Annotated in this window: 23 protein-coding genes and 1 pseudogene; 16 read left to right on the forward strand and 8 right to left on the reverse strand. The window is 66.4% G+C overall.

The features are described from left to right. Positions 1–63 precede the first annotated feature (63 nt). A complete protein-coding gene (locus tag ACX5I6_RS00160) occupies positions 64–1,206 on the reverse strand; it encodes a Gfo/Idh/MocA family protein (protein ID WP_285249190.1) in 1,143 nt (380 codons plus the stop codon). A gap of 137 nt (positions 1,207–1,343) precedes the next feature. On the opposite strand from ACX5I6_RS00160, the gene ACX5I6_RS00165 reads away from it, so the two are divergent. From ACX5I6_RS00165 to ACX5I6_RS00205, 9 genes and pseudogenes are all read left to right on the forward strand, one after another. Beyond that, entirely contained in the window at positions 1,344–2,249 is a 906-nt protein-coding gene (locus tag ACX5I6_RS00165; protein ID WP_285249189.1) for a PfkB family carbohydrate kinase, read from the forward strand. A 31-nt stretch (positions 2,250–2,280) separates the two neighbouring features. After that, positions 2,281–3,165, forward strand: a complete 885-nt coding sequence (locus ACX5I6_RS00170) for an aldolase (protein WP_285249188.1) — start codon at positions 2,281–2,283, stop codon at positions 3,163–3,165. A 93-nt stretch (positions 3,166–3,258) separates the two neighbouring features. Further along, positions 3,259–4,548, forward strand: a complete 1,290-nt coding sequence (locus tag ACX5I6_RS00175) for an ABC transporter substrate-binding protein (RefSeq protein ID WP_285249187.1) — start codon at positions 3,259–3,261, stop codon at positions 4,546–4,548. Further along, positions 4,545–5,501, forward strand: coding sequence for a carbohydrate ABC transporter permease (locus ACX5I6_RS00180; protein ID WP_285249186.1), 957 nt, complete (start codon positions 4,545–4,547; stop codon positions 5,499–5,501). The genes ACX5I6_RS00175 and ACX5I6_RS00180 overlap by 4 nt, the downstream gene beginning before the upstream one ends. A gap of 4 nt (positions 5,502–5,505) precedes the next feature. Next, on the forward strand, positions 5,506–6,321 hold the full coding sequence (locus tag ACX5I6_RS00185) for a carbohydrate ABC transporter permease (RefSeq protein WP_285249185.1): 816 nt from the start codon (positions 5,506–5,508) through the stop codon (positions 6,319–6,321). Between the two features lie 59 nt (positions 6,322–6,380). Then, the gene (locus ACX5I6_RS00190; protein WP_285249184.1) at positions 6,381–7,820 is read left to right on the forward strand and encodes an NAD-dependent succinate-semialdehyde dehydrogenase; all 1,440 of its coding nucleotides are present in this window, start codon (positions 6,381–6,383) and stop codon (positions 7,818–7,820) included. Beyond that, positions 7,821–8,564 (forward strand): sulfite exporter TauE/SafE family protein, encoded by a 744-nt coding sequence (locus tag ACX5I6_RS00195; protein ID WP_285249183.1) that lies wholly within the window; start codon positions 7,821–7,823, stop codon positions 8,562–8,564. Positions 8,565–8,604: 40 nt separating this feature from the next. After that, on the forward strand, positions 8,605–9,852 hold the full coding sequence (locus tag ACX5I6_RS00200) for an AGE family epimerase/isomerase (protein WP_285249182.1): 1,248 nt from the start codon (positions 8,605–8,607) through the stop codon (positions 9,850–9,852). Positions 9,853–9,952: 100 nt separating this feature from the next. Further along, positions 9,953–11,193 (forward strand): annotated as a pseudogene (locus tag ACX5I6_RS00205) (MFS transporter). Between the two features lie 71 nt (positions 11,194–11,264). Here the strand turns inward: ACX5I6_RS00205 and ACX5I6_RS00210 are convergent. Together ACX5I6_RS00210 and ACX5I6_RS00215 are read right to left on the reverse strand one after the other, a co-directional pair. Next, positions 11,265–11,600 (reverse strand): cupin domain-containing protein, encoded by a 336-nt coding sequence (locus tag ACX5I6_RS00210; RefSeq protein WP_285249180.1) that lies wholly within the window; start codon positions 11,598–11,600, stop codon positions 11,265–11,267. Positions 11,601–11,610: 10 nt separating this feature from the next. After that, positions 11,611–12,654, reverse strand: a complete 1,044-nt coding sequence (locus ACX5I6_RS00215; RefSeq protein WP_285249179.1) for a helix-turn-helix transcriptional regulator — start codon at positions 12,652–12,654, stop codon at positions 11,611–11,613. Positions 12,655–12,741: 87 nt separating this feature from the next. Between ACX5I6_RS00215 and ACX5I6_RS00220 the strand changes: the two genes are divergently transcribed. The 3 genes from ACX5I6_RS00220 (at position 12,742) to ACX5I6_RS00230 (ending at position 15,403) form a co-directional block, all read left to right on the forward strand. Beyond that, complete coding sequence (locus ACX5I6_RS00220; RefSeq protein WP_285249178.1) at positions 12,742–13,149, forward strand: DUF1304 family protein; 408 nt, start codon at positions 12,742–12,744, stop codon at positions 13,147–13,149. A 125-nt stretch (positions 13,150–13,274) separates the two neighbouring features. Beyond that, positions 13,275–14,027, forward strand: a complete 753-nt coding sequence (locus tag ACX5I6_RS00225) for an ArsR/SmtB family transcription factor (RefSeq protein ID WP_285249177.1) — start codon at positions 13,275–13,277, stop codon at positions 14,025–14,027. 71 nt (positions 14,028–14,098) lie between these two features. Beyond that, positions 14,099–15,403, forward strand: coding sequence for a hemolysin family protein (locus tag ACX5I6_RS00230; protein WP_461839051.1), 1,305 nt, complete (start codon positions 14,099–14,101; stop codon positions 15,401–15,403). Positions 15,404–15,409: 6 nt separating this feature from the next. Here ACX5I6_RS00230 and ACX5I6_RS00235 read toward each other — a convergent pair whose 3' ends face one another. From ACX5I6_RS00235 to fdhA, 4 genes are all read right to left on the reverse strand, one after another. After that, positions 15,410–16,771 carry an MFS transporter gene (locus ACX5I6_RS00235; protein WP_461839052.1) on the reverse strand — a complete coding sequence of 454 codons (1,362 nt, stop codon included), beginning with the start codon at positions 16,769–16,771 and terminating at the stop codon, positions 15,410–15,412. A 68-nt stretch (positions 16,772–16,839) separates the two neighbouring features. Beyond that, positions 16,840–17,775, reverse strand: a complete 936-nt coding sequence (locus ACX5I6_RS00240; RefSeq protein ID WP_461839053.1) for a serine hydrolase — start codon at positions 17,773–17,775, stop codon at positions 16,840–16,842. 170 nt (positions 17,776–17,945) lie between these two features. Next, complete coding sequence (locus ACX5I6_RS00245) at positions 17,946–18,299, reverse strand: GNAT family N-acetyltransferase (RefSeq protein WP_461839054.1); 354 nt, start codon at positions 18,297–18,299, stop codon at positions 17,946–17,948. 110 nt (positions 18,300–18,409) lie between these two features. Then, complete coding sequence (gene fdhA / locus ACX5I6_RS00250; protein ID WP_461839055.1) at positions 18,410–19,621, reverse strand: formaldehyde dehydrogenase, glutathione-independent; 1,212 nt, start codon at positions 19,619–19,621, stop codon at positions 18,410–18,412. Between the two features lie 319 nt (positions 19,622–19,940). Here fdhA and ACX5I6_RS00255 point away from each other — a divergent pair, with 319 nt between their 5' ends. Further along, the gene (locus ACX5I6_RS00255; protein ID WP_461839056.1) at positions 19,941–20,915 is read left to right on the forward strand and encodes an aldo/keto reductase; all 975 of its coding nucleotides are present in this window, start codon (positions 19,941–19,943) and stop codon (positions 20,913–20,915) included. Positions 20,916–20,943: 28 nt separating this feature from the next. Further along, positions 20,944–21,273: a DUF6457 domain-containing protein gene (locus ACX5I6_RS00260; protein ID WP_308931919.1), complete on the forward strand. Its 330-nt coding sequence runs from the start codon at positions 20,944–20,946 to the stop codon at positions 21,271–21,273. Between the two features lie 121 nt (positions 21,274–21,394). On the opposite strand, the gene ACX5I6_RS00265 is transcribed toward ACX5I6_RS00260, so the two are convergent. Beyond that, positions 21,395–23,722: an FdhF/YdeP family oxidoreductase gene (locus ACX5I6_RS00265; RefSeq protein WP_461839057.1), complete on the reverse strand. Its 2,328-nt coding sequence runs from the start codon at positions 23,720–23,722 to the stop codon at positions 21,395–21,397. A gap of 168 nt (positions 23,723–23,890) precedes the next feature. Between ACX5I6_RS00265 and ACX5I6_RS00270 the strand changes: the two genes are divergently transcribed. After that, positions 23,891–25,573 (forward strand): RecQ family ATP-dependent DNA helicase, encoded by a 1,683-nt coding sequence (locus ACX5I6_RS00270; RefSeq protein WP_461839058.1) that lies wholly within the window; start codon positions 23,891–23,893, stop codon positions 25,571–25,573. A gap of 36 nt (positions 25,574–25,609) precedes the next feature. Beyond that, a complete protein-coding gene (locus tag ACX5I6_RS00275; protein WP_461839059.1) occupies positions 25,610–26,812 on the forward strand; it encodes a TerC family protein in 1,203 nt (400 codons plus the stop codon). Positions 26,813–26,838 lie beyond the last annotated feature (26 nt).

The raw sequence follows: 26,838 nt of genomic DNA on the forward strand, positions 1-26,838 counted from the left end.
TTATCCCTCCCCAATGCGCCGGGCAGAGCCTGGCGGCGTGTTGGACTTCCAACACAAATCTTCTTATGAACGTACCCCGGAAACCGCATTCGCAAGCTCCACGGGGCGTCCTTCCGTAATAGAACGTTCCGCCGCCAGGCCCATCCGCACGGACTGCAGGCCATCGGCAACAGTCACCTCCACAGGGCCTTCGCCCAGGATGGCCTTCCGGAATCCGAGGTGCTCGTAGTAGGTGGAACCGTGATGGGCGCCGGCTGCAAGGACGGCCTCATCCACCGGCACGTCATGCTTCCGGGGGCCCAGCGGGGACCGCGGGCTGAACTCCACGGTTGCCTCGGCCTCGTCGCCGGGGATCCAGTGGTTGGCCGCCACCGGGATCAGGGTTTCGATCTTGGCGGCGTCGCCCACGATGGAGATCCGCTCCTGGAATTTGGACCCTTCGGCGAACATGGACAGCTCCAGCATGGCCCGGCGTCCACCCTTGAAGTCGACGATGACGTAGGCGTTGTCCACCATGTCCGAGACCCGGCCGTCGTACACCTCGTCCATATGGTTGACGTCGTGGCCGCCGCTGGCGTAGACCCGGACGGGCTCGTCCTGCAGGATCAGGCGCATCAGGTCGAAGAAGTGGCAGCACTTCTCCACCAGGGTGCCGCCCGTCCGCTCGGCGAAGCGGTTCCAGGCGTCCACCTTGTGCAGGAACGGGAAGCGGTGTTCCACGATGGACAGCATGTAGATATTGCCGAGTTTTCCGGTATGGGCCGCCTGGATGACCTCCTGGACCGGCGGCATGTACCGGTACTCCATGGCCACCCACACCGGTGCCTGGTAGGCCGCGGCGAGCACTTCGAGCTCGTCCGCCTGTTCTGCGCTGGTGCATACGGGCTTTTCGACCAGGACCGGGAGGTTGGTGCCGCTGGCGAAGATGTCCTTCAGGATGCCCAAGTGGGTGTCGTTGGGGCTGGCGATCACCAGCGCGTCCACCAGCCCCGAGGCCAGCAGTTCCTGGTGGGATGCGAAGAGTTTTACGTCGTAGCCGATCTCCTTGGCAGTCTCCTCGAGGGATGGCGGCGTGGGGTCGGACACTGCGGTGATCCGGCTCCCGGGGATCAAGGCGAGGTTCCTGACATGTTCGCGGGCCATGTGGCCTGCCCCGATGAGTCCGTACCGGATGGTCCGGACAGATTCCGCAGTAGGCAATGACATGAGCTGCTCCGTTTCTCTACGTTGAGTGGGGGGCTGCGGCGTTGCATCCCAAACACAACTATACAGAAAGTGTTGTTTTTCCAACATAGCGTGTGTATATTTCTTCAATACCAGCCGGAACTACAACGAGGTGGAACGTGCCCCAACCGTCAACTGGACCCCTGCTCTTCGTAGGCTGCGCCACTCTTGACTCCATTGCCCTGGTGCAGGATTACCCCGCCGCGGACAGCCGGACCGTCGCCACGGATTTCGCGACGGCGGGCGGCGGCCCTGCAGCCACGGCAGCCGTCGCAGCGGCACGGGCGGGGGCCGACACTGCCTTCGCCGGCGTCCTCGGCACCGACGAAGAAGGCGACCGCATCATTGCCGGGCTGGAAGCCGAAGGCGTGGACACCTCCGCCGTGATCCGCGATCCCGGCGTCAAGACCGGCGCCAGCGTGATCATCGTCAGCAAGGCAGCCGAGAGCCGGGCCATCGTCACCCGGCCCGTGCCGCCGGTCAGCTTCCCTGCGGGCAGCCGCTTCTTCGACCTGCTGGCAGCCGCCGCCTGGGTCCATACCGACCACCTGGGATGGAATGCAGTGGCAGGTGCCCGCCCCGCAGCGCTGAACATCAGCGTGGACGCCGGCAATCCCATCCCATCCTTCAGCCCCGGCGGCATCGCGCTCTACGTGCCCACCATGGAAAGGCTCCAGGCAGAGTACGGCGCTGGGCACTCGCCCGAGGCCCTCCTGCGCAAAGCGCTCGACGACGGCGCCGCGGCCGTCGTCGCCACCGCCGGCTCGGACGGCGCCTGGGTCCTGGAACGCGGCGGGGATCCCGTCCACGTGCCGGCCACGCCCGCGGACATCGTTTCCACCCTCGGCGCCGGCGATGTCTACCACGGCGCTCTTCTCGCCGCCGTCGCCGCAGGCCTGCCGTTGGTTAACGCCGCCGCATTCGCCGGCCGCACCGCTGCCGCATCCTGTGCCGGGCTGGACGGCCGCTCTGCCATCCCCCGCCAGGCCATCACCGCCGAATTCGCCTCCAACCACCATTCCTGACCCAACCCGCCCAGCTGAAAGTAGCCAGCCCATGAACCATGCAGACCTCTCCCCGCTCCAACGGCCCTCAGGCGCCTTCGCAATGCTCGCCGTTGACCAGCGCGAAGCCATGCGCAACATGTTCGCCGAGCACACCGACCAGCCCGTCACAGACCAGGACCTCCGCGACTTCAAGCTCGAGGCGGCCCGGATCCTGACCCCCTATGCCTCCGGCGTCCTCATCGACCGCCAGTTCGCCCTGGACCAGGCCATCGAGGCCGGCGTGGTGGACCCCGGCTGCGGGCTGATCGCCTCCGCCGACCACTTTGAACCCGCCCACGGTGAACTGGTGGGCGAGGTGACCATCGACCGCCTGGTGGATCCGCACAAGTACGCCGCCCTGGGCGTCAAGGCCCTGAAGCTGCTGGTGCTCTACCGCCCGGACGAACCCGCCGAGGGACGCGTGGCCATGGTCCGCGAGTTCGTGGACAGCTGCCGCTCCGCCGGGCTGATCAGCATCATCGAACCCGTCTCCCGCAAGCCCCTGGCCGGCGGCGACTTTGACTGGAACGCCGGCATCCTGGCCGCCGCCAAGGAACTGGGCAGCCTGGGCGCCGACCTGTACAAAGCAGAGGTCCCGTTCCACGGCCAGGCTTCGGAAGCTGACGTCCGCGACGCCTGCGCCGAGCTCACCAAAGCCATCGACGGCCCCTGGGTGGTCCTCTCCTCCGGCGTTCCCGAGGACATCTTCCCGGACGCCGTCCGGTGGGCCTGCCTCGAAGGTGCCAGCGGCTTCCTCTCCGGACGCGCAGTCTGGGCTTCCTGCATCGGCGCCTCCGACGTCGTCGAATCCCTCTCCACCGACGCCGTCCGAAGGCTGCAGCGCCTCTGCGCCGTGGTGGACGACGTCGTGTCCGCCCAGAGGACCAACGCCTAGGCGGTTCACCCGCACCACAGCACCGTCACGGGGCCCGGCCCCTCTCAGCAGCAAGCAAACAAGGCACAGCAAACACTCAACGAGGAGATTATTGTGAGTCAGATTTCACGCCGGCAGGCAGTCGCCCTTCTCGGGGCCCTGGGCTTCGGCGCCGCTGCGGCAGCGTGCGCCGGGCCCGGCGGTTCCACCAAGCCGGGAGGGGCAAGCGGGCCGTCGGCACCCGCCACCGGAGCTGTCACCGGCAAGGTGTCCTTCGCCCACTGGCGCGGCGAGGACAAGGCCGTGTTCGACGAACTCATCAAGCGCTTCGTGGCACAACACGACGGCGTGGAAGTCGCCCAGGACATCTCCACCTCCAACGACTACAACGCCCAGGCACTGCAGAAGCTCCGCGGCGGCTCCATCGGCGACGCGTTTGCCACCTTCCGCGGCTCACAGTTCAAGAACTTCACCGAGGCCGGGGTGTACACCGACCTCAAGGGCAGCAAAGCCGTAGGCAACTACCAAAAGGGACTCCTGTCCGCCGGGCAGAGCGGCGACAACCAGCTGGGCCTGCCCTACCAGGTGGTGTTCCCCATGCCCATGGCCAACCTGGACCTCTTCGACAAGGCCGGCGCCGAAACCTCCCCCAAGAACTGGGACGCCTTCCTGGGCATGTGCGAAAAACTCGCCGCTGCCGGCGTCATCCCCATCTCCTGGCCGGGCGGCGATGTTGGAAACGGCGGCCAGCTGTTCAACTGCATGATTGCCAACAATGCGCCCGTGGACGACATGTGCGCCCAGATCGAGCAGGGCAAGCTCAAGTGCACGGACGACTGGTTCATCAAGATGCTGGGCCAGTACAAGGACCTGAAGCCCTTCGTGCAGCCCAACGCCACCGGCACCGCCGTTGAACCGGCCCAGAACCTGTTCTCCCAGGGCAAGGCCGCCATGCTCGCCACCGGCTCCTACCACCTCGCAGCAGTCCGCGGACTCGGTGCCAAGTTCCCGATCGACCTGGTGTTCCCCAACACCACCTCCGACGGCAACGGCAAATACGAGGGCGCCTACAACGCCACCTTCATCCTGGGCGTCAACTCCGCCAGCAAGAACCAGGCGGCCGCGGCGGCATGGATCGATTTCCTCTCCGAGCCCGAGAACGCCGGCTACTACGCCAACCAGACCGCGCAGCACGTCTCCGTGGACAAGGTGGAATACACCAACCCGGACCTGAAGCGCCTGAGTCCCTGGCTGCAGAAGAAGACGGCACTCGCCGCCCGCTTCCAGTTCAATAACCTCGATGTCCGCAACGCGGTGGAGGCCAGCGCCACGGCCGTCATTTCCGGCACCAGCCCGGAGCAGGCAGCCGCTGCCGCCCAGAAGATTGTTGACGAACGGCTATGAGTATCCATCCCGGAACGGCTGCCCGGCGGAAGGCCCCGGACAGCCACACCCCCGAAAACCCTGCCAAGGTGCGTCGCCGCTCTCCCACACGGGTGAATCCGGCCCTGTACCTTTTCCCGCTGCCCGCAGTCGCCGTCGTCGCCTTCTTCCTGGTGATGCCCACGCTGCAGGCGTTCCAGTACGCCATCACGGACTGGAACGGATTCTCCGCAGCGTTCAATTACGTCGGTGTGGACAACTTCGTCCGCGCGTTCACCAAGGACTCCCTGTTTACGAACGCGCTGACGAACAACCTGAAGTTCGTGCTGCTGGTGGTGATCGCCCAGACAGCGTTCTCGCTGGTCCTGGCCCTGCTGCTGACCAAGAACTCGCGGGGCAGCATCCTGCTGAGGGCACTGTTCTTCTTCCCCACCATCCTGTCCTCCGTCTCGGTGGCCTTCATCTGGAAGTTCATCTACGACCCCAACTTCGGCCTGGCCAACTCGGTCCTCCGAACCGTCGGGGTGGACGGTGGCGCCTACCTCGGCAACGACGCCCAGGCTTTGTACTGGGTGGCCGTTACCCAGGTCTGGTTCCATTCGGGCCAGATGATGGTGGTCTACATCGCCGGGCTGCAGGCCATCCCCAAGGAACTCTACGAAGCGGCGGAGATGGACGGCGCCAACAAATGGCAGCAGTTCAAATCCATCACCTGGCCGTTCGTGGCACCGGCCACCTCCATCGTGGTGGCCTACACCACGGTGCAGTCCTTCAAGGCCTTCGACCTGATCCTGGGCATTGCCGGCAACCCGCCCAAGGCAGCCCTGGACATCCTCTCCACCCGCATTTACAGCACCTTTGCCAACTCGGAGTTCGGCTACGCCGCCGCCCAGTCGATCATCTTCATGGCGATGATCGCCCTGGTCACCTGGCTGCAGCGCCGGTTGCTCCGGCTCACCCCGAAGGGGGACTAGCAGCATGCTCGCAACACTAAGCCGCCGCGCCATCCTGGCCATCTACGCGGTCATCATCATCATTCCGTTGACAGTGGTGGCGTTCGGCAGTTTCAAGTCCACCCAGGAACTGTTCGCCGGCCCGTTCAGCCTTCCGCATTCACTCGCCCCGGACAATTTCGTCGAGGTGGTGGGCGGCCAGAACCTGGGTTCGTCCTTCATGAACAGCGTGATCGTTACCGGCATTTCGGTGCCGCTGACCTTGTTCGTGGCCAGCCTGGCCGGGTACGCCGTGTCCCGGTTGAAGGGGTTCATGTCCTGGGCCATCTTCGGGTTCCTGGTCCTGGGCATGGCCATCCCGGCACAGGCCAACATGGTGCCGCTGTACGTCCTCTTCGGCAGGCTGGGCCTGCTGGACAACCTGGCCGGCCTGATCCTGGCCAACGTCGTGTCCACGCTGCCCATTGCCGTCTTCATCCTGGGCGGGTTCATGCGGACCCTGCCCAAGGAGCTCTATGAAGCTTCCTCCATCGATGGCAGCGGGCCGTGGAAGACCTACGCTTCCATCGCCCTGCCGCTCTCCGCACCGTCGATCGCCGCGGCCGCCATCTTCCTGTTCGTCATCCACTGGAACGAGCTCCTCTACCCGCTGCTGTTCATCCAGTCCCCCGGCAACCGGACCCTGCCGCTGGCATTGCTCAGCTTCCAGGGCGAGTTCCAGACCAACTACCCGCTGCTGTTCGCCGGCGTGATCCTGGCGTCCCTGCCGGTGGTGGTGGCCTACGTCTTCCTGCAGCGCTACTTCGTTGCCGGCATCACGGCAGGAGCAAGCAAGGGATGAGTACGACGACGACGCGCGGCACCGGCGGTGCCCTCACGGCCCAACGAAAGGCTCCTTCCATGAACCTCACATCAGCCCGGCACCTTGTCGACGGCACCTGGCACACTGCCGGAACCGCCAAGGACGTGACTGATCCGGGCAACGGCACCACCGTGGGGGAGGTCGCCTGGGGCTCGGCCGGGGACGCCACCAGGGCCGCCGACGCCGCCGCCGAAGCGTTCGGGACCTGGTCCCGCACCACCGCCCGCCAGCGGGCGGACCTGCTCCGCAACGCGGCGGCGCTGCTGGCGGAGCGCCGCGACGAAATCGCGCACACGCTGGCACTCGAGGCAGGCAAAAGGCTTCCCGAAGCGCAGGGCGAGGTGGACTTCTCGGTGGAGTACTTCCGCTGGTTCGCCGAGGAGGTCCGCCGCGCCACCGGCACCATCAGCCCACCTGAACTTCAGGGCCGCCGCCACCTGAGCCTGCGCAAGCCCGTCGGCGTGGCCCTCAGCCTCACCCCGTGGAACTTCCCCGTCTCCATCCAGGCCCGCAAGCTCGCCGCGATGCTCGCCGCCGGGTGCACCGTGGTGGGCAGGGTTTCGGAGAAGGCCCCGCTGGCTGCGACCGGCCTGTTCGAAGTCCTGCATGACGCCGGTTTTCCCGCCGGCGTGGTGAATCTGGTCCATGGCCCATCCCGCGAAATCACCGCGGCGTTGATGGCCCACCCGGCGGTCCGTGCCGTCAGTTTCACCGGGTCCACGGGTGTGGGCCGGCAGATCATGGCATCAGCCTCCGAGCGCGTGGTCCGGCCCCTGCTGGAACTCGGCGGCAACGCACCGTTCATCGTCTTCGAGGACGCGGACCTTGACGCCGCCGTTGACGGCGCCGTCCTGGGCAGGCTCCGCAACACCGGCCAGTCCTGCGTGGCCGCCAACCGGTTCCTGGTCCAGGACAGCGTCGCCGACGAGTTCGCCCGGAGGCTGGGCGCCCGCTTTGACGCGATGACCATCGGTCACGGCGTACCCGACGACGGCGCGCAGGTCCCGGACCTTGGCCCGGTCATCGATGCCGACAGGGTGTCCGCGGTACAGGCACTGGTGGACGACGCCCTGGACCGGGGCGCCCGCCGCGTCACCGAGCGCACGGCGGTCCCCGGCGGGGGTGCGTTCATGGCGCCCACCCTGCTGGCCGATGTCCCGGACGACGCACTGTTGGTGACCGAAGAGGTGTTCGGCCCGGCCGCCGGCATCGTCACCTTCTCCTCGGAGGAGGAGGCCATCCGGAAGGCGAACGCCACCGAGATGGGCCTGGCCGCCTACGTGTGGAGCGGCAGCACGAAGCGCGGCTGGGAGATCCCGGAGCAGCTTGAGGCCGGCATCGTCGGCGTGAACGACCCCCTTCCGTCCGTTGCCTTCGCCCCGATGGGCGGCGCCAAACAGTCAGGCCTGGGACGGGAAGGATCGAGCTTGGGCCTCGAAGAGTTCGAAGAGGTCCAGTACGTGGCCTGGAGACCGTAAATGCTGACCACCGGGCTGGTCCTCGGGGCCGTCGTCATGGGTGCCGGGATGCAGCGGATCACGGGGATGGGCTTCGCACTGGTGGCCGCCCCGTTCCTGGTCCTGCTCTTGGGCCCGGTGGAAGGCGTGGTGCTGGTAAATGTATGCGGGGCGGTGACGGCAGGAGCCATTATCTTCCGGGTGCTGCGCGACATCGACTGGAAACGCTACGTGTTTCTTGCGGCCGCTGCCCTGCTGGGCATCATTCCGGCGGCCTTCCTGATCCGCCTGATTCCGGCGCCGGTGCTGGAGATCTCCATCGGGGTGCTCCTCGCGGCCGGGCTGACCGTCCTGCTGGCACTGAAGTCCGCCACGCTGCCGGCGCGCCGGCGCTACCTGTTGGCCGCCGGCGGCCTCAGCGGATTCATGAACACGGCGGCCGGGGTGGGCGGGCCCGCGGTCAGCATGTACTCGATCGCCACCAAGTGGCAGCACAAGTCGTTCGCTGCCACCATGCAGCCGTACTTCTTCACCATCGGTACGTTCTCGCTCATCTCCAAGGCCATCACTGCCCCCGCAACTTTCCCTGTGATGCCATTGGGCATGTGGGGTGCCGTTGCCGTCTCCTGCCTGGCCGGGCTGGTGCTCGGCGACGTCGCCTCGAAATTCGTTCCGGCCCGGGCAGCACAAAAACTCCTGGTGGTCCTGGCCTACCTGGGAGCGGCTGCCACGATTGTCCGCGGCGTGCTTGAAGCCGCCGGCTGACGCAATATTTCTACTGACCACGCAACTGAGAGGACATGACATGACGTGGCTGAACAGCCCCGCCCACGCACGATGGCTTGAGGCGGAAACCGACCGGTTGGTCCGTTTCGCCGAGGCCTCCAAGGTCGCCACCGGATTCGGCTGGCTCGACAACTACGGCAAGGTGTTCGCCGACAAGCCAACCCACCTGTGGATCACAGCACGCATGACCCACAGTTTCGCCGTCGCCGCCCTGATGGGACGGCCGGGAGCGGCCACGCTCGTGGACCACGGAATTGCCGCCCTCAACGGCGTCCTGCACGATGACGAGTTTGGCGGTTGGTACGCCGAGGTGGACCAGGATGGTCCGGTGAACGACACCAAGTCCGGCTACCAGCACTCCTTCGTACTCCTGGCTGCTGCCAGCGCCGTCGCGGCCGGGCGCCCCGGAGCACGGGAGCTGCTGGATGAGGCGCTGCGGGTCGCCGACACGAAGTTCTGGGACCACGAGGCCAACATGTGCTTCGACTCATGGAACCGGGACTTCACGGAAACGGAGGCATACCGCGGCGGCAACGCCAGCATGCACTCGGTGGAGGCCTACCTCATCGTGGCCGATGTGACCGGAGAGAACAGGTGGCTCGAACGGGCCCTGCACATCGCCGAGGTGCTCATCCACCGGTTTGCGCGCAACAACAATTACCGGGTGTTCGAGCACTTCGACCCGGACTGGAACCCCATGCCCGAGTACAACACCGATGACCGCGCCAGCCAGTTCCGCGCCTATGGCGGAACCCCTGGCCATTGGGTGGAGTGGGCGCGGCTGCTCCTCCACCTCCGTGCCGGGCTCGAGGCCCGCGGCCTGGACGTCCCTGAGTGGCTCCTCGAGGATGCACGTGGCTTGTTCGATGCCGCCATCCGGGATGCCTGGCAACCGGACGGCCATCCGGGATTTGTCTACACGGTCGACTGGGAAGGCAAGCCCGTTGTCACCACCCGCATCAGGTGGGTACCCGCGGAAGCGATCGGCGGTGCGGCTGCCCTGTACATTGCCACGGGCGAGCAACAGTACGCGGACTGGTATGAGCGGATCTGGGACCACGCCCGCGACTGGTTCATCGACTACGAGCACGGTTCCTGGAAGCAGGAACTCGATGAGAACGGCAATGTCACCTCAACGGTGTGGTCCGGCAAGGCGGACATTTACCACTTGTGGCACTGCCTGGTGGTCCCCCGCCTCCCGCTGGCGCCGGGGCTGGCTCCAGCGGTCGCGGCCGGCTTGCTGGACGCACGCCTGAACACGCCGTAACCGGCGCGGAGCAGGGGGTTCGATCCTGTAAATTTAAGGGAGGAATTTGTCCGGCCAGCGAGCCGCTTTCCAACCCCACCCCTTGAATGGACGCACTCCCATGCCTTCCGCGATTTCCGCGCCGTCCCCTGCCCGTTTTCCCTATGCCGCCATGGCGGTGCTGGCCACGATAGCCTTTACGGCCATCACCACGGAGTTGCTGCCGTCAGGGCTCCTGCCGCAGATCAGCGCCGGCCTTGGCGTGTCCGAGCCCGTGGCCGGCTACCTCGCCGCCGCGTACGCCGCCGTCATTGTTGTCACCGTGGTTCCGGCGGCCCGGCTCCTGGGGAAGATTCCACGGCATGCGCTCCTCGTCGGGTTGGTCTTGACGTTCGCGCTCAGCAACGCCATGGTGGGAATGGCGCCGGACTTCACCTCGGCGATGATCGCCAGGTTGGTGGGCGGACTGGCGCACGGGCTGCTCTGGACCACCATGGCGCCGTTCGTGGCCCGGGTTGTCCCGGCAGACAAGGTGGGCAAGGCCCTGGCCATCGTGTTCAGCGGCAACAGCCTGGGGTTGGCCATCGGGGCCCCGGTGGGCACCGCCTTGGGCGGGTTCCTGGGGTGGCGGACGGCATTCCTGGTCCTGGCCGGCTTCGGGGTGGTCCTCACCGTCCTCGCATTCTGGCTGCTCCCCGGGTCCGCCGCATTACCGACGCTGCCCGTCCGTCGCTTCGCAAGGCTATTGGCCAGCCCGGAGTTAAGTCCGTGGCCGTCGCCTGGCCGCTGCTGGTCTTGGCCCACTTCGCTCTCTTCACGTACATCGCACCCTTCATCCGCGAGGCGCAGCTGCCGGACTACGCCACCAGCCTCTCCCTGACCGTGCTGGGCGGCTCGGGCCTGCTGGGCATCTGGATTGCCGGGCTGACCGTGGATTCGCGCCCGCGCCGTTCCCTGATAGTGACGACGGCGGCCATCGCCGCTTCGATGTTCCTTCTCCCCTTGGCGGTGGGAAACCTCCCGGTCACCCTGGTGCTGATGACGGTGTGGGGCGCAGGTCTCGGGGCGATCGGCATCTACAACCAGTCGGCGATCCTGCGGGCCGGCGGTGAATACAGCGAGGCCGCCAACGGGCTGACCGTGCTGACCATCCAGCTGGGTATCACCGTCGGCGCACTCTACGGCTCCGGGGCGCTGGTGATGGGCGGACCGCTGCTGGTTCCCGCCGCGGCGGCGATCCCGGTGGTTGCCGCGCTGGTGATCACCTTTGCCGGGAAGAAGTACGCCTATCCGCCGGGCCCGCGGGAGCGGATCTGGCTGGAACCCAGGCCGGTGAAGGAAAGCGTCACGGACCGGACCTGACAAGCCTGCATCGAGTGCTCCGTACCGGTCGTTTCAGCACCTGGAACGACCACTACGGAGCAGTCGGTGGGTCAGTCGCGGTGCTTGGCCACGGTGAACAGGAAGGTGGAGTCCTCTTCGGCCGTCAGGCTGTGCAGGCCGGGCGGGACGATCAGCAGGTCCCCCGCCTTACCCTGCCAGGAGTCCCCGCCTGCGATCAGCCGGACGCAGCCGCGGATCACGAACACCGTGGCGTCGCCAGGGTTCTTGTGTTCGCTCAGCCGGGTTCCGGCGGCCAGGGCCATCACGGACTGCCGGAGGACTTTCTCGTGGCCGCCGTAAACGGTGTCGGCGGCACGGCCGTTGGGGGATGCGAGCGCTGCTTCGAGCTGCTGGCGCGCCAGGGCGTCGACCGATATCTTCTGCATGCGCCCAAGGCTACCCAGTGGCCGTCAACCTGGCGACCAGTTCCCCGCGGCTGCCCACCCCCACTTTGTCGAAGATGGATTTGAGGTGGTCGTGGACGGTGTGCGGCGAGATGAAGAGGTGCCGGGAGATGTCCGCGTCCGGGCTGCCTGCCATGAGTTCCAGGCAGACTTCCTGTTCCCTCGGGGTGAGGCCATAGGCAGCCAGGAGCAGGGTCAGCAACTGGCCGGTGGTGGGCGGCTCCACCGTGACCACCATCTGCACGGGATCGTCCCCCGTGAGGAGCCTGCTGGCCTGAAGGACCACCCAGCCGGCGTCGAGGTCCCGCATCCGCGTCCGCGCCGTCCCGGTGCGTGACGCCCTTGCCTGTGCCACCACGGAGTACAGCACCATGCTGAACCGGCCCGGAGCCGCGTCTTCGAGTGCCTGGAGCCACGTGGTTGCGGCCGGGGTGGCGGCCCGCAACTCACCACGATCGCCGGCGAGGACGATGATCGGGCCCTCATGCTGGTGCCAGACCGAGTGGTGGGCGCGGGCGGCGATACGGGTTGCGGCGGCGAGCGCGTCAGTAACCGCTGCCAGGAATTCCACTTCCCGGTCGCTGAAGTCTCGCGCCCCATTACGGAACAGGCTGCCCACTCCCCAGCACGACTGGTCCACGCGGAACGCGCCGCGCAGTTCATGCACCAGTCCCAGCGGGCGCAGGAGGTCGTTGATCCGGATGCTGCCGGCCACCGCGGGGCCAGGCGCATCCGAAATCCGCGCTACCGGCTGCGGACGCCGCATCAACTGGACAAAGGTGTTCGGCTCGTTCCCTTGATACTCGGATTGGGCAAACCGGACTGCGTACTCGGCGGTGACGGGCCAGGGCCGCCAGTTGGTCACCGAATTCATCACCATGGTGTCTGGGTCGACGCCGGCCCAGCAGGCCTGGTCGAACGGCACCGACTGCCGCACCAGTGCCAGGGCGGCGGCATAGAGGGCGGACAAGTCCAGTCCGTCTGTGGCCAGCGCGGCGATCTCCCGCCGGGCACGCGCAGCGCGTTCCTCCCACATAGGTCCAGTATCCGGCTCACCGGGCTCCCGTGGAATCCCCCATTCCGGGGATGGTGTGCCCCAGTGCGGCGGCCCTACCCTTCCGGCATGAACATCATGTCCCAGATCTTTGCGGTGGTGGCGGTGGCCGTATACGTGGGCGTCTTCCCGGTGGAGAGTTTCCTGCTCCCGCGCAGCAGGTGGGCGCAAAAGTTCCTCAGCACACCGCCGGAGAATGTGCCCGCCGTGATGATGTGGGCCATCCCCACCGGGTACAAGAACCTGGTGATCGCCCTGGGCGTAGCGGCCGGGCTGGTGGCGGTCAACACCGGCGAAACTGTGGTGGGGTACACGTTGGTTGTGTATTGCTGCCTGAACATGGTCCTCACCGCCCCCACCATGCTGGTGGCCGACCTGCAGGGCCACTACCCGAAGCGATGGGAGAGCGTCCCGGGGACCCTGGCCGCCACCCTTCCCGCCCTGCTCTCCTTGCTCTTCCTCCCCCTGGGGCCCTAGTTGCCCCGGCCGCCGGGTCCGCATGCGCGGCTTACGGCGCGAAACCGCCAACGCGGCTCCCGGCTCGAAACCAACTGCCTGAAACACCTTGATAGGTGACCATTTAGTCACCTATCATTGGCGGTATGGACGACGTGTTCAAAGCACTCTCCGACCCCACCCGCCGGGACCTGCTCGATGAGCTGTTCCGCGAGGACGGCCAGACCCTGAGTGCGCTTGAGGCGCGGTTCAGCATGACCCGCTTCGGCATCGCCAAGCACCTGCGCATCCTGGAGGACGCAGGCCTGGTGGCCACCCGCCGTCGGGGCCGGGAAAAGCTGCACTTCCTCAACCCGGTGCCCATCCGCCTGGTCCACGACCGCTGGGTCAGCAAATACGCAGAACCATGGGCCGCTGCCCTCAGCGACCTCAAATCCAGATTGGAAAGTCCCATGGAAAAGATCTTCGAGATTTACATCAAGACCACGCCGGAGCGGCTCTGGGAAGCCATCACCGACAGTGACATCCGCGGCAAGTACCAATTCGGAAACACCATGGAGTCCGACTGGACGCCCGGCGGCAAGTTCGTGATGGGCAATCCCAAGGCCGGGGAGGCCCTGGGCGAAGGCGAGAACCTGGAGGTGGATCCGCCGCGCCGCCTGGTCCAGACCATGCGGGCACTATGGGGCGACGACGTCAAGGCCGAGGGCACATCAAAGGTCACCTGGGAGATCGAACCGGTGGGCGATTCATGCCACCTGACCGTCACGCACAGCGACCTGCGCGAAGGGGCCAACGAACAGCTCTACGGCGGCTGGCCGATGATCCTCTCGGGCCTGAAGACCTGGCTGGAAACAGGCGAGACGCTCACCACCCCCGGTTCGCTGATGTACACCTAGGGCCGCCGGACGGCTGCCCAGCACTGCAGCACCGCGTCGCCCCGGCCCACCCGCGGGTCTAAGGTCATCTCATGGACAGCGGCACCCTGGTCAACATCGCTTTGGTTCTCTGTTTCGTTTTGTTGGGCGGAGTCTTTGCCGCGGCGGAAATGGCCTTGGTGTCCCTGCACGAGGGCCAGATCCGCCGCATCGAAAAGTCCGGCGACTCCGGGGTCCGGACCGCCGCCCTGGCGCGGAACCCCAACCGGTTCCTCGCCACGGTCCAAATAGGGGTGACCCTGGCCGGGTTCTTCTCGGCGGCGTACGGCGCCTCGGCGATCGCACCCGTCGTCGTGCCGCTCCTGCAGGCCCTTGGGCTGGGGGCCGCCGCCGGGCCGGCGTCGTTCGTCGGGATGACGCTGCTGGTGGCCTACCTGTCCCTGGTCCTGGGCGAGCTGGCACCCAAGAGGCTGGCCCTGCAAAATCCCGTCGCCCTGACCAGGATCCTGGCCCCGCCGCTGATCACCCTTTCCAGGGTCATGCGGCCGGTCATCTGGCTGCTCTCCGTCTCCACCGACGCGGTGGTGCGTCTGTTCGGCGGCGACCCGCGCGCCAAGCGGGCAAGCGTCACGTCGGAGGAGCTGTGGGACATGGTGGCGGAAAGCGAGGCGCTCGAGGAAACCAACCGCCACATCCTGGCCGATGTGTTCGGCGCCGGCGACCGGACCCTGCAGGAGGTCATGCGTCCCCGCACGGAAGTGACCTTCATCAACGGGACCACAACGGTCGCTGCCGCCCGCGAAATGGTCAGGGACGGCCCCTACTCCCGGTTTCCGGTGATTGGCAGGACCCCCGACGACGTCCTGGGCTTCGTCCATATCCGCGACCTGATGCCCCGGGGCGAGGCGCAGGACCAGGCGCCGGTGAGGGATATTGCCCGGACCATGCTGGCCATGCCGGGAACCAACAGGGTCCTTCCGTCGCTGTCCCGGATGCGCAAGACAAACCAGCACATTGTCTTGGTGGTGGACGAATACGGCGGCACCGACGGTGTGGTCACGCTCGAAGACCTCGTGGAAGAACTCGTGGGCGAGATCTACGACGAGTACGACACCGGCGCCGAACACGAGGACCGCGTCACCGTTGCCAACGGCTCCATCGAGGTGGACGGCGGCCTGATCCTGCAGGAGTTCACGTCAGCATCTGGAATCGAGCTGCCCGAGGGACGCTACGAGACGGTGGCAGGCTTCATGATGTCCCGCTTGGGGCGCCTGGCGCAGGCCGGTGACCGGGTGCAGGTCCCGGGGTACGTGCTGACGGTCCTCAGCATGGACAAGTTGCGGATTGCGCGGGTCCGGGTCACCCCGGTGACGCCATCGTCGGGTGTGGGCGGGTAATGGAGGCTACGCCTTTTGCTGTCGCCAGAGCACCGAGATCCCGAACGTCACGGCGCAGAGCACCAGCATGGCCACCACCATCCGCATCCAGCTGTCCTGGTGCACGCCACCGGAGGCGAACACACCGATCATCACAGTTGCGGTGATCGCGCCCACGTAGCGGCACGTCTGGTAGATCCCGGCCGCGACGCCGCGGTCCTGCGGCCGGGTGGAGACGAACATGCCCTGGTTGGAGGCGATGCTGACGGTTCCGTAGGGAATCCCCATCAGCGCAGTGAGCACCACGACGAGCGGGATTGCCAGCGTCCCGGTCAGCAGCCACATCAGTGCCGCCACAAGCGTCAGGAGGACGACGCCGGCGAGCAGCACCCGTCGCACACCGAACCTTCCCATCGCGGAGACTGCCCACGGGGTGGCCACCACCGACATCCCGGCAAGGGGCAGCATCAACAGGCCCACGACGCCGGGATCATAGCCGCCCGCCTCCTGCAAGAGCTGCGGCAGGCCGAAGAAGACGAAGTAATAAACGCTGCTGAACACCGCGAACGCCAGGTACACGAGCATGAGGGGCCTGTTCCGGCCCAGCAGCCGCAGGTCCAGGAAGGGCTTGGCGAACCGCAAGCTCCGCCAGGCGAAGAGGGCTGCCACAACCATTCCGGCGGCCAGCATCCACCAGCGGTAGTCAGGCGCCACGTTCAGAGCGGCCATCATGACCAACAGCAGGGCACCGATGAACCCGGCGATGCCCGGAACGTCCGAGTCCCGCACAAGCTGCGCCACGCTGCCGCGCTCGCGGACCTGGTCCGCCGGTGCGGCCTGCCGCACTATCAGCAGCGCCGCCACCGCCAGCGGAACGTTGATCAGGAACAGGGACTGCCAGCCCACGAAGCCCACGAGCAAACCGCCGACGACGGGACCCACGGCAGCAGCCGACGTGTTCGCCATTTGGAGCCGGCCCAGCGGCCGGGCCGAGTCGACCTTTGCCCGGTGCGCAATCGCCCCCACCATCACCACGGCACTGGGGTACGCGGTGGCGGTGCCCAGTGCCATGACCGCCCGGGCCACGCAGAGCAGGGCAAAGTTCGGGGCCAGCGGCGCCAAGGCGCAGCTGATGGCAACCAGGCCCATGCCCAGCATGAACATCCTTCGTGGCCCAAATCGGTCCGCCAACCTGCCCATCACCGGCTGGCCGGCCGCAGAAGCAAGGTAGAAGGAGGTGACCACCCAGGTGACGGCCGCAACGTCGAGCCCGAAATCGGCGCGCAGCACCACCAGGGCCACGGCGATCATGGAAGAGTTCAGCGGGTTCAGTGCCGTGCCCAGGCTGAGGCCTGCGACGGCCAAGGCAGTCCGTGGGTTGTTGCTCACGGTAACAGTCTGGCCCAAAGCGCTCACCGAGGGCGAGTCGGCGGACCGCTGCGCGGACGTGGCGTTGGCTACCTGCCCGCCACCCCAACCGGGAACAACGCATCCTCAACGGCCCGGGTCAGGTCCCGGATCACCTCGGCCTGCCCGTCATCGGCCACGCCCTCCCGGTTTTCCGTGTAGATCACCAGGGCGAAGGTCGAGCCGCGGCAGCTCAGCAGTGCGGCGTCATGCAGTTCACCGGAGAGCTCACCGTATTTGTGGTGGACGTCAATTCCCGCCCTGGAGCCGGCGGGGATGAGGTCTTCGTTGTTGGTGTCCTGCATATAGCTGAGCAGTTGGGCGGTGTTGTCGGCGTTGAGCAGTTCCCCCGCGTACAGCTTTTTCAGGATAAGGGCCATGTCTGCCGCGGTTAACAGGTTCTTTTCGGGGTCGTAGGTAACACCGATGGAGGCGGCGTAGGCAATCAACTGGGGGTACCCGACGGCGTCCATCAGCAGCTGCCAGGAATCGTTGTTGCTGTCGTTGACCATGGCTTTGAGCTGGAAAGCGGCGTCGTAGTCGCCCATGGGCTCATCCAGGGCTGCCTCCCCCTTTTCCACCAGGTGATAGTAGGCAGCGGCCGTCAGGATCTTCGCCGTGCTGGCCGCAGTGAAGGCGTCCGCATCGCCGAACGTGCGTTCCGCGCCGCCGGACACGTCCGCGAGCGCCAGCCCGATCCGGTACTGGTCCGCCTCGCTGAGGATGGTGTCCACGCTGTCCTGCAGGGACTCCGGGGCTGCCGCGACGGGTGCCGGCTGCGCCACAGGCTGGGTGGGGGCCACGGAACCGGTCGGCGGCTCGGACCGGGCGACGGCCAGGGCGATGGTTCCCGCGATGACCAGCACCACGGCAAGTGCCAGAATGACCAGCGTCCGGACGCCCCGGCTACTCCGGGGGGCCGGCCGGGCGGGCCGTGGCGGCGGAGCGGCAGGGCCTGGGGTGGGCACCTGGGGGTGCTCGGACATACAAGGGCTCCTGTCCCGCCTCGGCAATGACAAACAACGTCAGCGCGGCGTTGAGCCGCGCTGACAGATGCGATTAAATCACCGGAGTTTGGGAGCTTCCTGAAGACTTGCGGTGTGTTCCACCGGACCGCCCGGGCGGCCCGAAATCAATGTTCGCGGCGATCCCTGGGCTACGCCCGGGCCCTGGCCGAGAGGGAGGTTTCGAGGAATTCCAGGTGCGCCGGAGCCACCGACACCACACTCTCCGAGTACTCCGGGTGCTTGGCCACGAACTTCTTGATGAACGGGCACACCGGGACAATGCCCGTCCCGGCATCCACCGTCGCATCCAAGGCGACCGCGGCGAGCTTCCCGGCCAGGCCCTGCCCGCCGTATTCCTCGTTGATCACCGTGTGGTAGAAAATCCGCTGTGGCGACGCGCCGCCGTCGTAATCCTGGTAGGCGGCTTTGCCGATCACGTTCCCGCGGTCGAGGATCTCGAAGCGGCTGCGCTCGGCGTTGTGGCGGACGGTGATGTCACTCAAGGGAACTCCTTCGTTGCGGTCGTGCTGCCCGTGCAAAGCCTAACCCGGCCCGGGCAGCACTTATTTCCGTTGAAGGGGAGTCCCTGGTGGCATCACCGTCCGCCCCCGGCTCAGCTCAGGTAGCCATTCGGATTCAGGACGTACTTGGTGGCTGCACCGGCGTCGAACTCGGCATAGCCCTTCGGAGCTTCTTCCAGCGGGATCGCCTTGGCGTTGACGTTCTTGGCGATGTGCACCCGGTCGTTCAGGATGGCCATCATCAGCTGCCGGTTGTACTTCATCACCGGGCACTGGCCCGTGGTGAAGCTCAACGACTTGGCCCAGCCGGTACCCAGGCTCAGCGACAAGGCACCCTTCTTGGCGGCCTCGTCCACGCCGCCCGGATCGCCGGTGACGTACAGGCCGGGGATGCCCAGGGCCCCGCCGGCCGCCGTGAGCTCCATCAGCGAGTTCAGGACCGTCGCCGGCGCCTCCTGGGCGTCGTGGCCGTGCCCCTTCGCCTCGAAGCCGACGGCGTCCACACCGCAGTCCACCTCGGGGATGCCGAGGATCTGCTCGATCTGGTCCTTCGGATCACCCTTGGACAGGTCCACCGTCTCACAGCCGAAGCTGCGCGCCTGGGACAGCCGGCCCTCGTTCATATCGCCCACAATGACGACGGCGGCACCCAGCAGGTGCGCGCTGGTGGCGGCTGCGAGGCCCACCGGGCCGGCACCCGCAACATACACCGTGGATCCAACACCCACCCCGGCCGTGACCGCGCCGTGGAACCCGGTGGGGAAAATATCCGAAAGCATGGCCAGGTCCAGGATCTTCTCCATGGCTTTGTCCTTGTCCGGGAACTTCAACAGGTTCCAGTCGGCGTACGGCACCAGCACGTAGTTTGCCTGGCCGCCCACCCAGCCGCCCATGTCCACGTAGCCGTAGGCGCTGCCGGGACGGTCCGGGTTCACGTTCAGGCAGATGCCGGTCTTGCGCTCCTTGCAGTTCCGGCAGCGGCCGCAGGCGATGTTGAACGGTACCGAGCAGAGGTCGCCCACCTTGATGAATTCGACGTCGCGGCCTACCTCCACCACTTCACCGGTAATTTCGTGGCCCAGGACAAGGTTCGGCGGAGCCGTGGTACGGCCGCGGACCATGTGCTGGTCTGAACCACAAATGTTGGTGGCGACTGTCTTGAGGATGACCCCGTGGTGGACGGGGCGCCCCACATTGGCGGGGTTGACCCCCGGCCCGTCCTTGAGTTCGAACGTGGGGTAGTCAATATCAATTACTTCGACCTTGCCGGCTTCCTTGTAGGCAACGGCTTTGTTCCCTGTCATCTATCGCTCCTGTAGTCAGGTCCGTCCGGTGGGACGGCAGTGATCTGGGTAGGTTGAGAAACCCCGGATATGGGACCCGCCCTGCTCCACTGGCGATTCCTGATGAATATCAGGTGCAGGTTCCCGGCTTGGGGGTCCGCCCAGTCTAGGCAGGCACCCGAGGGCGGTCTAGGGGTAGGCGCCCCATGTTTATCAGGGCAAATGTTTATCAAGGCATCCCCAAGGGGAAGCGCCTATAGTGGCGTACGCTGCACCCACCGGCTTCCGCGCACGCAGGCGGGCCGGTCCCCCGGCAAGTTCTACCGTTGAGGAGAACGGCATGAAGACACGCACTATTGGACAACTGACTGTTTCCGCCCTGGGCCTTGGCTGCATGGGCATGAGCGAGTTCTACGGCGACGGCGACGAGCAGGAATCGATTGCCACGATCCACGAGTTCCTGGACGCCGGCGGATCGCTGCTGGACACGGCGGACATGTACGGGCCCTTCACCAACGAAGAGTTGGTGGGCCGCGCAATAGCGGGCCGGCGCGATGACGTGGTGCTCGCCACCAAGTTCGGCAACGAACGCCGCGAGGACGGTTCCTGGGTGGGCATCAACGGCCGCCCCGAGTACGTCAGGTCGGCCTGCGACGCCAGCCTCCAGCGGCTGGGCGTGGACCACATCGACCTCTACTACCAGCACAGGGTGGATAAGACGGTGCCCATCGAGGACACCGTGGGCGCCATGGCGGAGCTGGTCCAGGCCGGAAAGGTCCGGCACCTCGGTTTGTCCGAGGCGTCAGCGGACACCATCCGCCGGGCCCACGCGGTGCACCCGATCACGGCGCTGCAGACCGAATATTCACTGTGGGAGCGGGAGCCGGAAACCAAGGTGTTCCCCGTGCTCGACGAGCTGGGAATCGGGTTCGTGCCGTACAGTCCGCTGGGCCGCGGGTTCCTGACGGGTCAGATCCGCAGCGTGGACGACTTCGCCGATGACGACTTCCGCAGGCATTCGCCGCGGTTCCAGGGCGAAAACTTCACCCGGAATCTTGAGCTCGTGGACCGGGTGAAGGAGCTGGCCGACCACAAGCAGTGCACTCCCGGCCAGCTGGCACTCGCCTGGCTGCTGGCACGGGGCGAACACATTGTCCCGATCCCGGGCACCAAGAAGCGCGAGCGGCTGCGCGAGAACCTGGGAGCGGTGGACGTGGAGCTCAGCGCGGATGAGCTGCGGCTGCTGGACGAATTGGCCCCGGCGGGGTCGACAGCAGGCGCCCGCTACCCGAACATGTCCACTATCGACACCTGAGACCTCCGGCGTTTGCAAAGGAGAAACCATGACAGTCAACGACGACGAAGCCCAGGTGCTGGACCAGTGGACCCAGCGGCTGGCGCAGGCTCTGCAGATCCTGGACCTCGACGTGGACCAGGAGCTTTTGCTGGACCTCGCCCGCAAATCCGCCGACAACGTGATCCATGCGGCCGCGCCCATCACCACGTTCCTGGTGGGGTACGCGGCGGCGCTGGACGCGGGGACGGGCAGCGCCGGGAGCCGTGAGGCGGCGTCGGCTGCCGTGGCCAAGGCAGCCAGGGTCGCCTTGGGCCTGGTCGACGACGGTGCGCACGGCGGGCCAGCCGGGCGTGGCTGGGCGGACACAGGGCAATAGCCGGCAAGGGCCCGCAGGCTCCCCGCCATATGGATAACTCCCCTTCGCATGACGCGGGGAAAAGTCCATAAGGCGGGGGAGCCGCTCGTTCGCGTGTCGGTTTCGACGTGCCCACAACCTGTCAGCCTGCGGCGGCGGGCTCCTCTTCCAGGACTTTCACAGGCTCAAGGCGGACGATGACGGCCTTGGACGCCGGGGTCTGGCTTCCCTCCGCGACGCTCTCCAACGGGACCAGGACGTTGGCCTCGGGGTAATACGCCGCGGCGCAGCCCTTGGCGGACGGGTAGGACACCACCCGGTAGTTGCGCAGGACCCGTGCCACGTTGTCCTTGTAGACGCCGTGGATGTCCACGTGCTGCCCGTCGGCGAGGCCCAGCTCGGCAAGGTCCGCGGGGTTGACGAACACCACCTCGCGGCCTTTCTTGATGCCCCGGTAGCGGTCGTTGTTGCCGTAGATGGTGGTGTTGAACTGGTCGTGCGAGCGCATGGTCTGCAGGATGAGGGTCCCGGCCGGCCGGTCAACGTGTTCGAGTTCGTTGACAGTGAGCATGGCCTTCCCGGTGGGGGTATTGAAGGTACGGGAATCCCGCGGACCGTTGGGCAGCACGAACCCGCCCTTTTGCCTGACTTTGGTGTTGTAGTCCTCACAGCCAACCACCACGCGGGAGATGTGGTCCCGGATGAGGTCGTAGTTCTTTTCGAACCCGGCCCAGTCAGCGGACGTCCGGTCCCCCACCGTGGCGGCGGCAAGCCGGCATACGATGGCAACTTCCGAGAGCAGCCCGGGCGCCACCGGCTCCACGACGCCATGGCTGGCGTGGACGGCGCAGACGGTGTCCTCCACCGAGACGAACTGTGGGCCGGAGTCCTGCCGGTCGATCTCGGTCCGGCCCAGCGTGGGCAGGATCAGGGCCTCGGCCCCGGTCACGGCGTGGGAGTGGTTGAGCTTGGTGGAGATCTGGACGGAAAGTTCGGTGTTCTCCATGGCCGCTTCGGCGGCCGCGGTATCTGAAATGGCGCCCACGAAGTTACCGCCAAGCCCGACGAAAACCTTGACGCCGCCGTCGCGCATTCCACGGACGGTCTGGACCGCGTCCAGGCCGTGGTCGCGCGGCGGCTCAAACTGGAACTCCCGGCCAAGGGCGTCCAGGAAGGCCGGCGGCATCTGTTCCCAGATACCCATGGTCCGGTCGCCCTGGACGTTGCTGTGGCCGCGGATGGGCGAGGCGCCGGCACCGGGCTTGCCGATGTTGCCGCGCAGCAGGAGCAGGTTGATGATCTCCTTGATGGTGGCAACGCCCTTTTTCTGCTGGGTGATGCCCATGGCCCAGGTGATGATCACCTTGTCCGCGGCCAGGTAGCGGGCCGCCAGTTCGTCGATTTCCTCAGACCGCAGGCCGGTGGCTTCCAGCACCGCGGCCTCGTCCAGGTGGGCCAGGTGCGCCCGCAGCTCCTCCAAGCCGTCGCAGTGTTCGGCAAGGAATGCGTGGTCCAGGACTTTGCCCGGGTTGGCGGCCTCGGCGTCGAGCACGCGCTTGGACACTGCCTGGAGCAGAGCCATGTCACCACCGATGCGCACCTGCAGGAACTGGTCGGCGATTTGGGTGCCGTGGCCGATGATGCCCTTGACCTTCTGCGGGTTCTTATACCGCAGGAGTCCGGCCTCGGGCAGCGGGTTGACGGCGACGATGTGGCCGCCGGCTTCCTTGGCCTCTTCCAACGCCGTCAGCATGCGCGGGTGGTTGGTGCCTGGGTTCTGGCCCATGACGATGATCAAATCCGCCTTGCCGAAGTCATCGTAGGACACGGTGGCCTTGCCCACACCGATGGTCTGCCCCATGCCCCACCCCGAGGATTCGTGGCACATGTTGGAGCAGTCGGGGAGGTTGTTGGTGCCGTAGGCGCGGATGAACAGCTGGTACAGGAAGGCTGCTTCATTCGAGGTGCGGCCGCTGGTGTAGAACGTCGCCTGGTTGGGGTCCGGGAGGGACTTGAGCTTGTCAGCCATGATCTGGAAGGCGCGCTCCCACGTCACCGGCCGGTAGTGGTCCTCTCCCGCAGCCTTGAAGACGGGCTCGGTGAGCCGGCCCTGCATGCCCAACCAGTATTCGGACCGCTTCCGCAGTTCGCTGACCGGATGCTCCGCCCAGAATTCGCTGCCCACCACCACCGGGGTTGCCTCCCAGGTGACGGCTTTGGCCCCGTTTTCGCAGAACTCGAACGTCTTGCGGTGGCCGGGATCAGGCCACGCGCAGCTCATGCAGTCGAAGCCGTCCTTCTGGTTGAGGGCCAACAGGGTCTTCCGCGACCGTTCCACGCCCATGTGCTGGACCGCCGGCTGCATCGAGTGGTAGACGCCGGGAACTCCCGCGGCCCAGGTCTTGGGGTGGCCGGTCACCTCGAGATCGGACTCTTCTGGTTCTTCGACCTTCGGGTTTTCGCGCGCCACAACGTGCTCCTTGTTCGCCGGCTCCCGGAGGGACCGGCTGGATTGGCGGATATGTCACTCCACAGTTGTTGAGCATTCCCGTGAAGTCAAGCACCATGACCCTGGCGTAGGCTGGTTCCCACGGCTGAAGCAGGCGGCCATTGTTCCTTCCGTGCGGAGCCCTTTTTCATGTCCGACGAACCTGCCCTTCGCGCCCTTGCGGCCTCGTCCTTCTCCCTGGACGACCTTCGGGAGGGCCAACTGGCCGGCATGGCCGCCCTCACCAAAGGCCGCGACGTCCTGGCCGTCATGCCCACGGGGTACGGAAAGTCCGCCATCTACCAGGTCGCAGCCCTGCACCTCCACACCCTCACCGGGCGTCCCGCCGTCGTGGTGTCTCCGCTGATCGCTTTGCAGGAGGACCAGCGTGAATGGCTGGTTGCGGACCTGGGGCCGCATGCCGCGGTGGCCATCAATTCCTCACACAGCGACGCCGAAGTCCACGCCGCGTGGCAGTCGGTTGAAGACGGTACGGCCGTGTTCGTGTTCCTGGCCCCGGAGCAGCTCGCGCGGCAGTCAACGGTGGACCGGCTCAAGGCCTTGGATGTGTCCCTGTTCGTGGTGGATGAGGCCCACTGCGTCTCCTCCTGGGGCCACGACTTCCGCCCGGACTACCTTGGCCTGGGCGCGGTTCGGGAGCAACTGGGCAACCCGCCCGTGGCCGCGCTGACCGCCACCGCTTCCCCGCCGGTGCGCGATGAGATCGTGGAGCGGCTGGCCATGAAGGACCCCCTGGTCCTGGTCCACGGCTTCGACCGGCCCAACATCAGCCTGGCTGTGGTCCGGCACCACAAGGACAAGGACAAACGCAAGGCGGTGCTGGGGCAGGTGGCGGACCTGGCCCGGTCGGGAAAGGGCCTCCTGTATGCCGCCACCCGGAAAGACACCGAAGAGTACGCGGCGCGGCTGGCGGCCAAAGGGCTGCGCGCCGAGGCTTACCACGCCGGCCGCCGCGCCGCGGACCGGGAACGCATCCACGAGCTGTTCCTGCATGACCAAGTGGATGTGGTGGTGGCCACCACTGCCTTTGGCATGGGCATTGACACGCCGAATGTCCGCTTCGTCGTCCATGCCGACATTCCGGAATCGCTCGACGCCTACTACCAGGAGATAGGCCGGGCCGGCCGGGACGGAAGTCCCGCGGCCGCCGTGCTGCATTACCGCTCGGAGGACCTGGGGCTGCGCAAATTCTTCAGCAGCCACTCGCCCGATCCCGGTTCGCTGCTGGCGGTCCTGAAGGTCCTCAAAGCCGCCAAGGCTCCCGCGCCGAAGTCATCCCTGGCCGAACTGACGGGCCTCCCGGCCCGGCGCATCACGGCGCTGGTCAACCTGCTGGAAGAGATCGGTGCCGCCAGCAGCGGGAAGCGGGGAATCCGGCTGACCTCAAAGGCCAAACCGGCTGCGCTGGTGCAGGACGCCATGGAGCTCGCCGAAGCCCGGCAACGCGTGGACCAGTCCCGGCTGGGCATGATGCGCGCCTACGCCGAGGCGGACGGCTGCCGGCGGCAGTTCCTGCTGGGCTACTTCGGTGAGGACATGCCTGAACCGTGCGGTAACTGCGACGCGTGCACGGCTGCAGTCCACCGAGCAGCCGCGCCTGCGGCCGGCAAGGACATGGACGACGACGGCGGTCCGGCGCACAGTACCGGCGCACCGTTCCCGCCACAGTCCGCAGTGGTGCACAAGGAGTGGGGCCAGGGCCTGGTGATGCGGCAGGAGGGGGACGTGATCACGGTGCTGTTCGAGCAGGAGGGGTACAAGACGTTGTCGCGGTCCGCCGTCGTGGAGCACCAACTCCTGAAGCCCGCTTAGGTAGGCTGGGGAAACCTCCGACGAAAGGCCCGCCGCGTGGAAACCCCTGCTTACGCCTGGATCCTGACCATCGTGGTTATCGCGGGGCTGTTGGCCTTCGATTACTTCTTCCATGTCCGGAAGGCCCACACCCCGTCCCTGAAGGAATCGGCCATCTGGTCCGCCATCTATGTGAGCATTGCGGTGCTGTTCGGGCTGGCTGTCCTGGTCTTCGGCGGGCCGGACATGGGCACCGAATACTTCGCGGGCTATGTCACGGAAAAGGCTTTGTCCGTGGACAACCTCTTCGTGTTCCTGATCATCATGGCCAGCTTCAAGGTGCCGCGCGCGGACCAGCAGAAGGTGCTTCTGTTCGGCATCATTTTCTCCCTGGTCGCCCGCACCGCGTTCATCTTCCTGGGCGCCGCGCTGATCAACAGTTTCGCCTGGGTCTTCTACATTTTCGGCCTGATCCTGTTGGTCACCGCCGGCCATCTGCTGAAACCGGATGACCACGACGACGACTCCGACGGCGTTGTGGTGCGGCTCGCCAAGAAATTCCTGCCGGCGTCCGAACACTACGACGGCGACAAGCTGTTCACCGTGGAGAACGGCAAGCGGGTGCTGACCCCCATGCTGCTGGTGATGGTGGCGATCGGCGGCACTGACATCCTGTTCGCCCTGGACTCCATCCCGGCGATCTTCGGCCTGACCCAGAACGTGTTCATCGTCTTCACCGCCACGGCGTTCTCGCTGATGGGCCTGCGCCAGCTGTTCTTCCTCATCGACGGCCTGCTGGACCGGCTGATCTTCCTCTCGTACGGGCTGGCCGTCATCCTCGGATTCATCGGCGTGAAGCTGGTCCTGCACGCGCTGCACGAGAACACCCTGCCGTTCATCAACGACGGCGAACACGTCAATGTGCTGGAAGTCAGCACCGGGGTTTCCCTGGGCGTCATCCTTGGCGTGCTGCTGGTGACGATCCTGGCGTCGGTCTTCAGCCCCAAGGGCAAGGCCAAGAACGCCGTCTCCGGGGCCAGGCGGCACGCAGTCGAGTACCTTGACCTTAACTACGAGACGGACATGGCGGAACGGGACAAGATCTTCGCCAAGATGTGCCGCGAAGAAGACCAGATCCGAAAGCTTCCGGAGAAGTACAAGCGGCTTGTCCGGCACGAAACGGAGTTCCTGGAACTGCTGCGCAGCGCCCATGAGGAGCACGACAAGGCCCAGGTCAGGGCGGCCGCGGCCGAGGGCTGACTGCCGGGGTAAGGGTCTGACGGGTG

Source organism: Arthrobacter sp. MMS24-T111 (assembly GCF_054888995.1).

What these genes read in the sequence shown, in the direction of transcription:
- ACX5I6_RS00160 (WP_285249190.1), bottom strand. Translation starts at nt 1,206, where the DNA reads ATGTCATTGCCTACTGCGGAATCTGTCCGGACCATCCGGTACGGACTC.
- ACX5I6_RS00170 (WP_285249188.1), top strand. Translation starts at nt 2,281, where the DNA reads ATGAACCATGCAGACCTCTCCCCGCTCCAACGGCCCTCAGGCGCCTTC.
- ACX5I6_RS00180 (WP_285249186.1), top strand. Translation starts at nt 4,545, where the DNA reads ATGAGTATCCATCCCGGAACGGCTGCCCGGCGGAAGGCCCCGGACAGC.
- ACX5I6_RS00185 (WP_285249185.1), top strand. Translation starts at nt 5,506, where the DNA reads ATGCTCGCAACACTAAGCCGCCGCGCCATCCTGGCCATCTACGCGGTC.
- ACX5I6_RS00190 (WP_285249184.1), top strand. Translation starts at nt 6,381, where the DNA reads ATGAACCTCACATCAGCCCGGCACCTTGTCGACGGCACCTGGCACACT.
- ACX5I6_RS00195 (WP_285249183.1), top strand. Translation starts at nt 7,821, where the DNA reads ATGCTGACCACCGGGCTGGTCCTCGGGGCCGTCGTCATGGGTGCCGGG.
- ACX5I6_RS00200 (WP_285249182.1), top strand. Translation starts at nt 8,605, where the DNA reads ATGACGTGGCTGAACAGCCCCGCCCACGCACGATGGCTTGAGGCGGAA.
- ACX5I6_RS00210 (WP_285249180.1), bottom strand. Translation starts at nt 11,600, where the DNA reads ATGCAGAAGATATCGGTCGACGCCCTGGCGCGCCAGCAGCTCGAAGCA.
- ACX5I6_RS00215 (WP_285249179.1), bottom strand. Translation starts at nt 12,654, where the DNA reads ATGTGGGAGGAACGCGCTGCGCGTGCCCGGCGGGAGATCGCCGCGCTG.
- ACX5I6_RS00220 (WP_285249178.1), top strand. Translation starts at nt 12,742, where the DNA reads ATGAACATCATGTCCCAGATCTTTGCGGTGGTGGCGGTGGCCGTATAC.
- ACX5I6_RS00225 (WP_285249177.1), top strand. Translation starts at nt 13,275, where the DNA reads ATGGACGACGTGTTCAAAGCACTCTCCGACCCCACCCGCCGGGACCTG.
- ACX5I6_RS00230 (WP_461839051.1), top strand. Translation starts at nt 14,099, where the DNA reads ATGGACAGCGGCACCCTGGTCAACATCGCTTTGGTTCTCTGTTTCGTT.
- ACX5I6_RS00240 (WP_461839053.1), bottom strand. Translation starts at nt 17,775, where the DNA reads ATGTCCGAGCACCCCCAGGTGCCCACCCCAGGCCCTGCCGCTCCGCCG.
- fdhA (WP_461839055.1), bottom strand. Translation starts at nt 19,621, where the DNA reads ATGACAGGGAACAAAGCCGTTGCCTACAAGGAAGCCGGCAAGGTCGAA.
- ACX5I6_RS00255 (WP_461839056.1), top strand. Translation starts at nt 19,941, where the DNA reads ATGAAGACACGCACTATTGGACAACTGACTGTTTCCGCCCTGGGCCTT.
- ACX5I6_RS00260 (WP_308931919.1), top strand. Translation starts at nt 20,944, where the DNA reads ATGACAGTCAACGACGACGAAGCCCAGGTGCTGGACCAGTGGACCCAG.
- ACX5I6_RS00270 (WP_461839058.1), top strand. Translation starts at nt 23,891, where the DNA reads ATGTCCGACGAACCTGCCCTTCGCGCCCTTGCGGCCTCGTCCTTCTCC.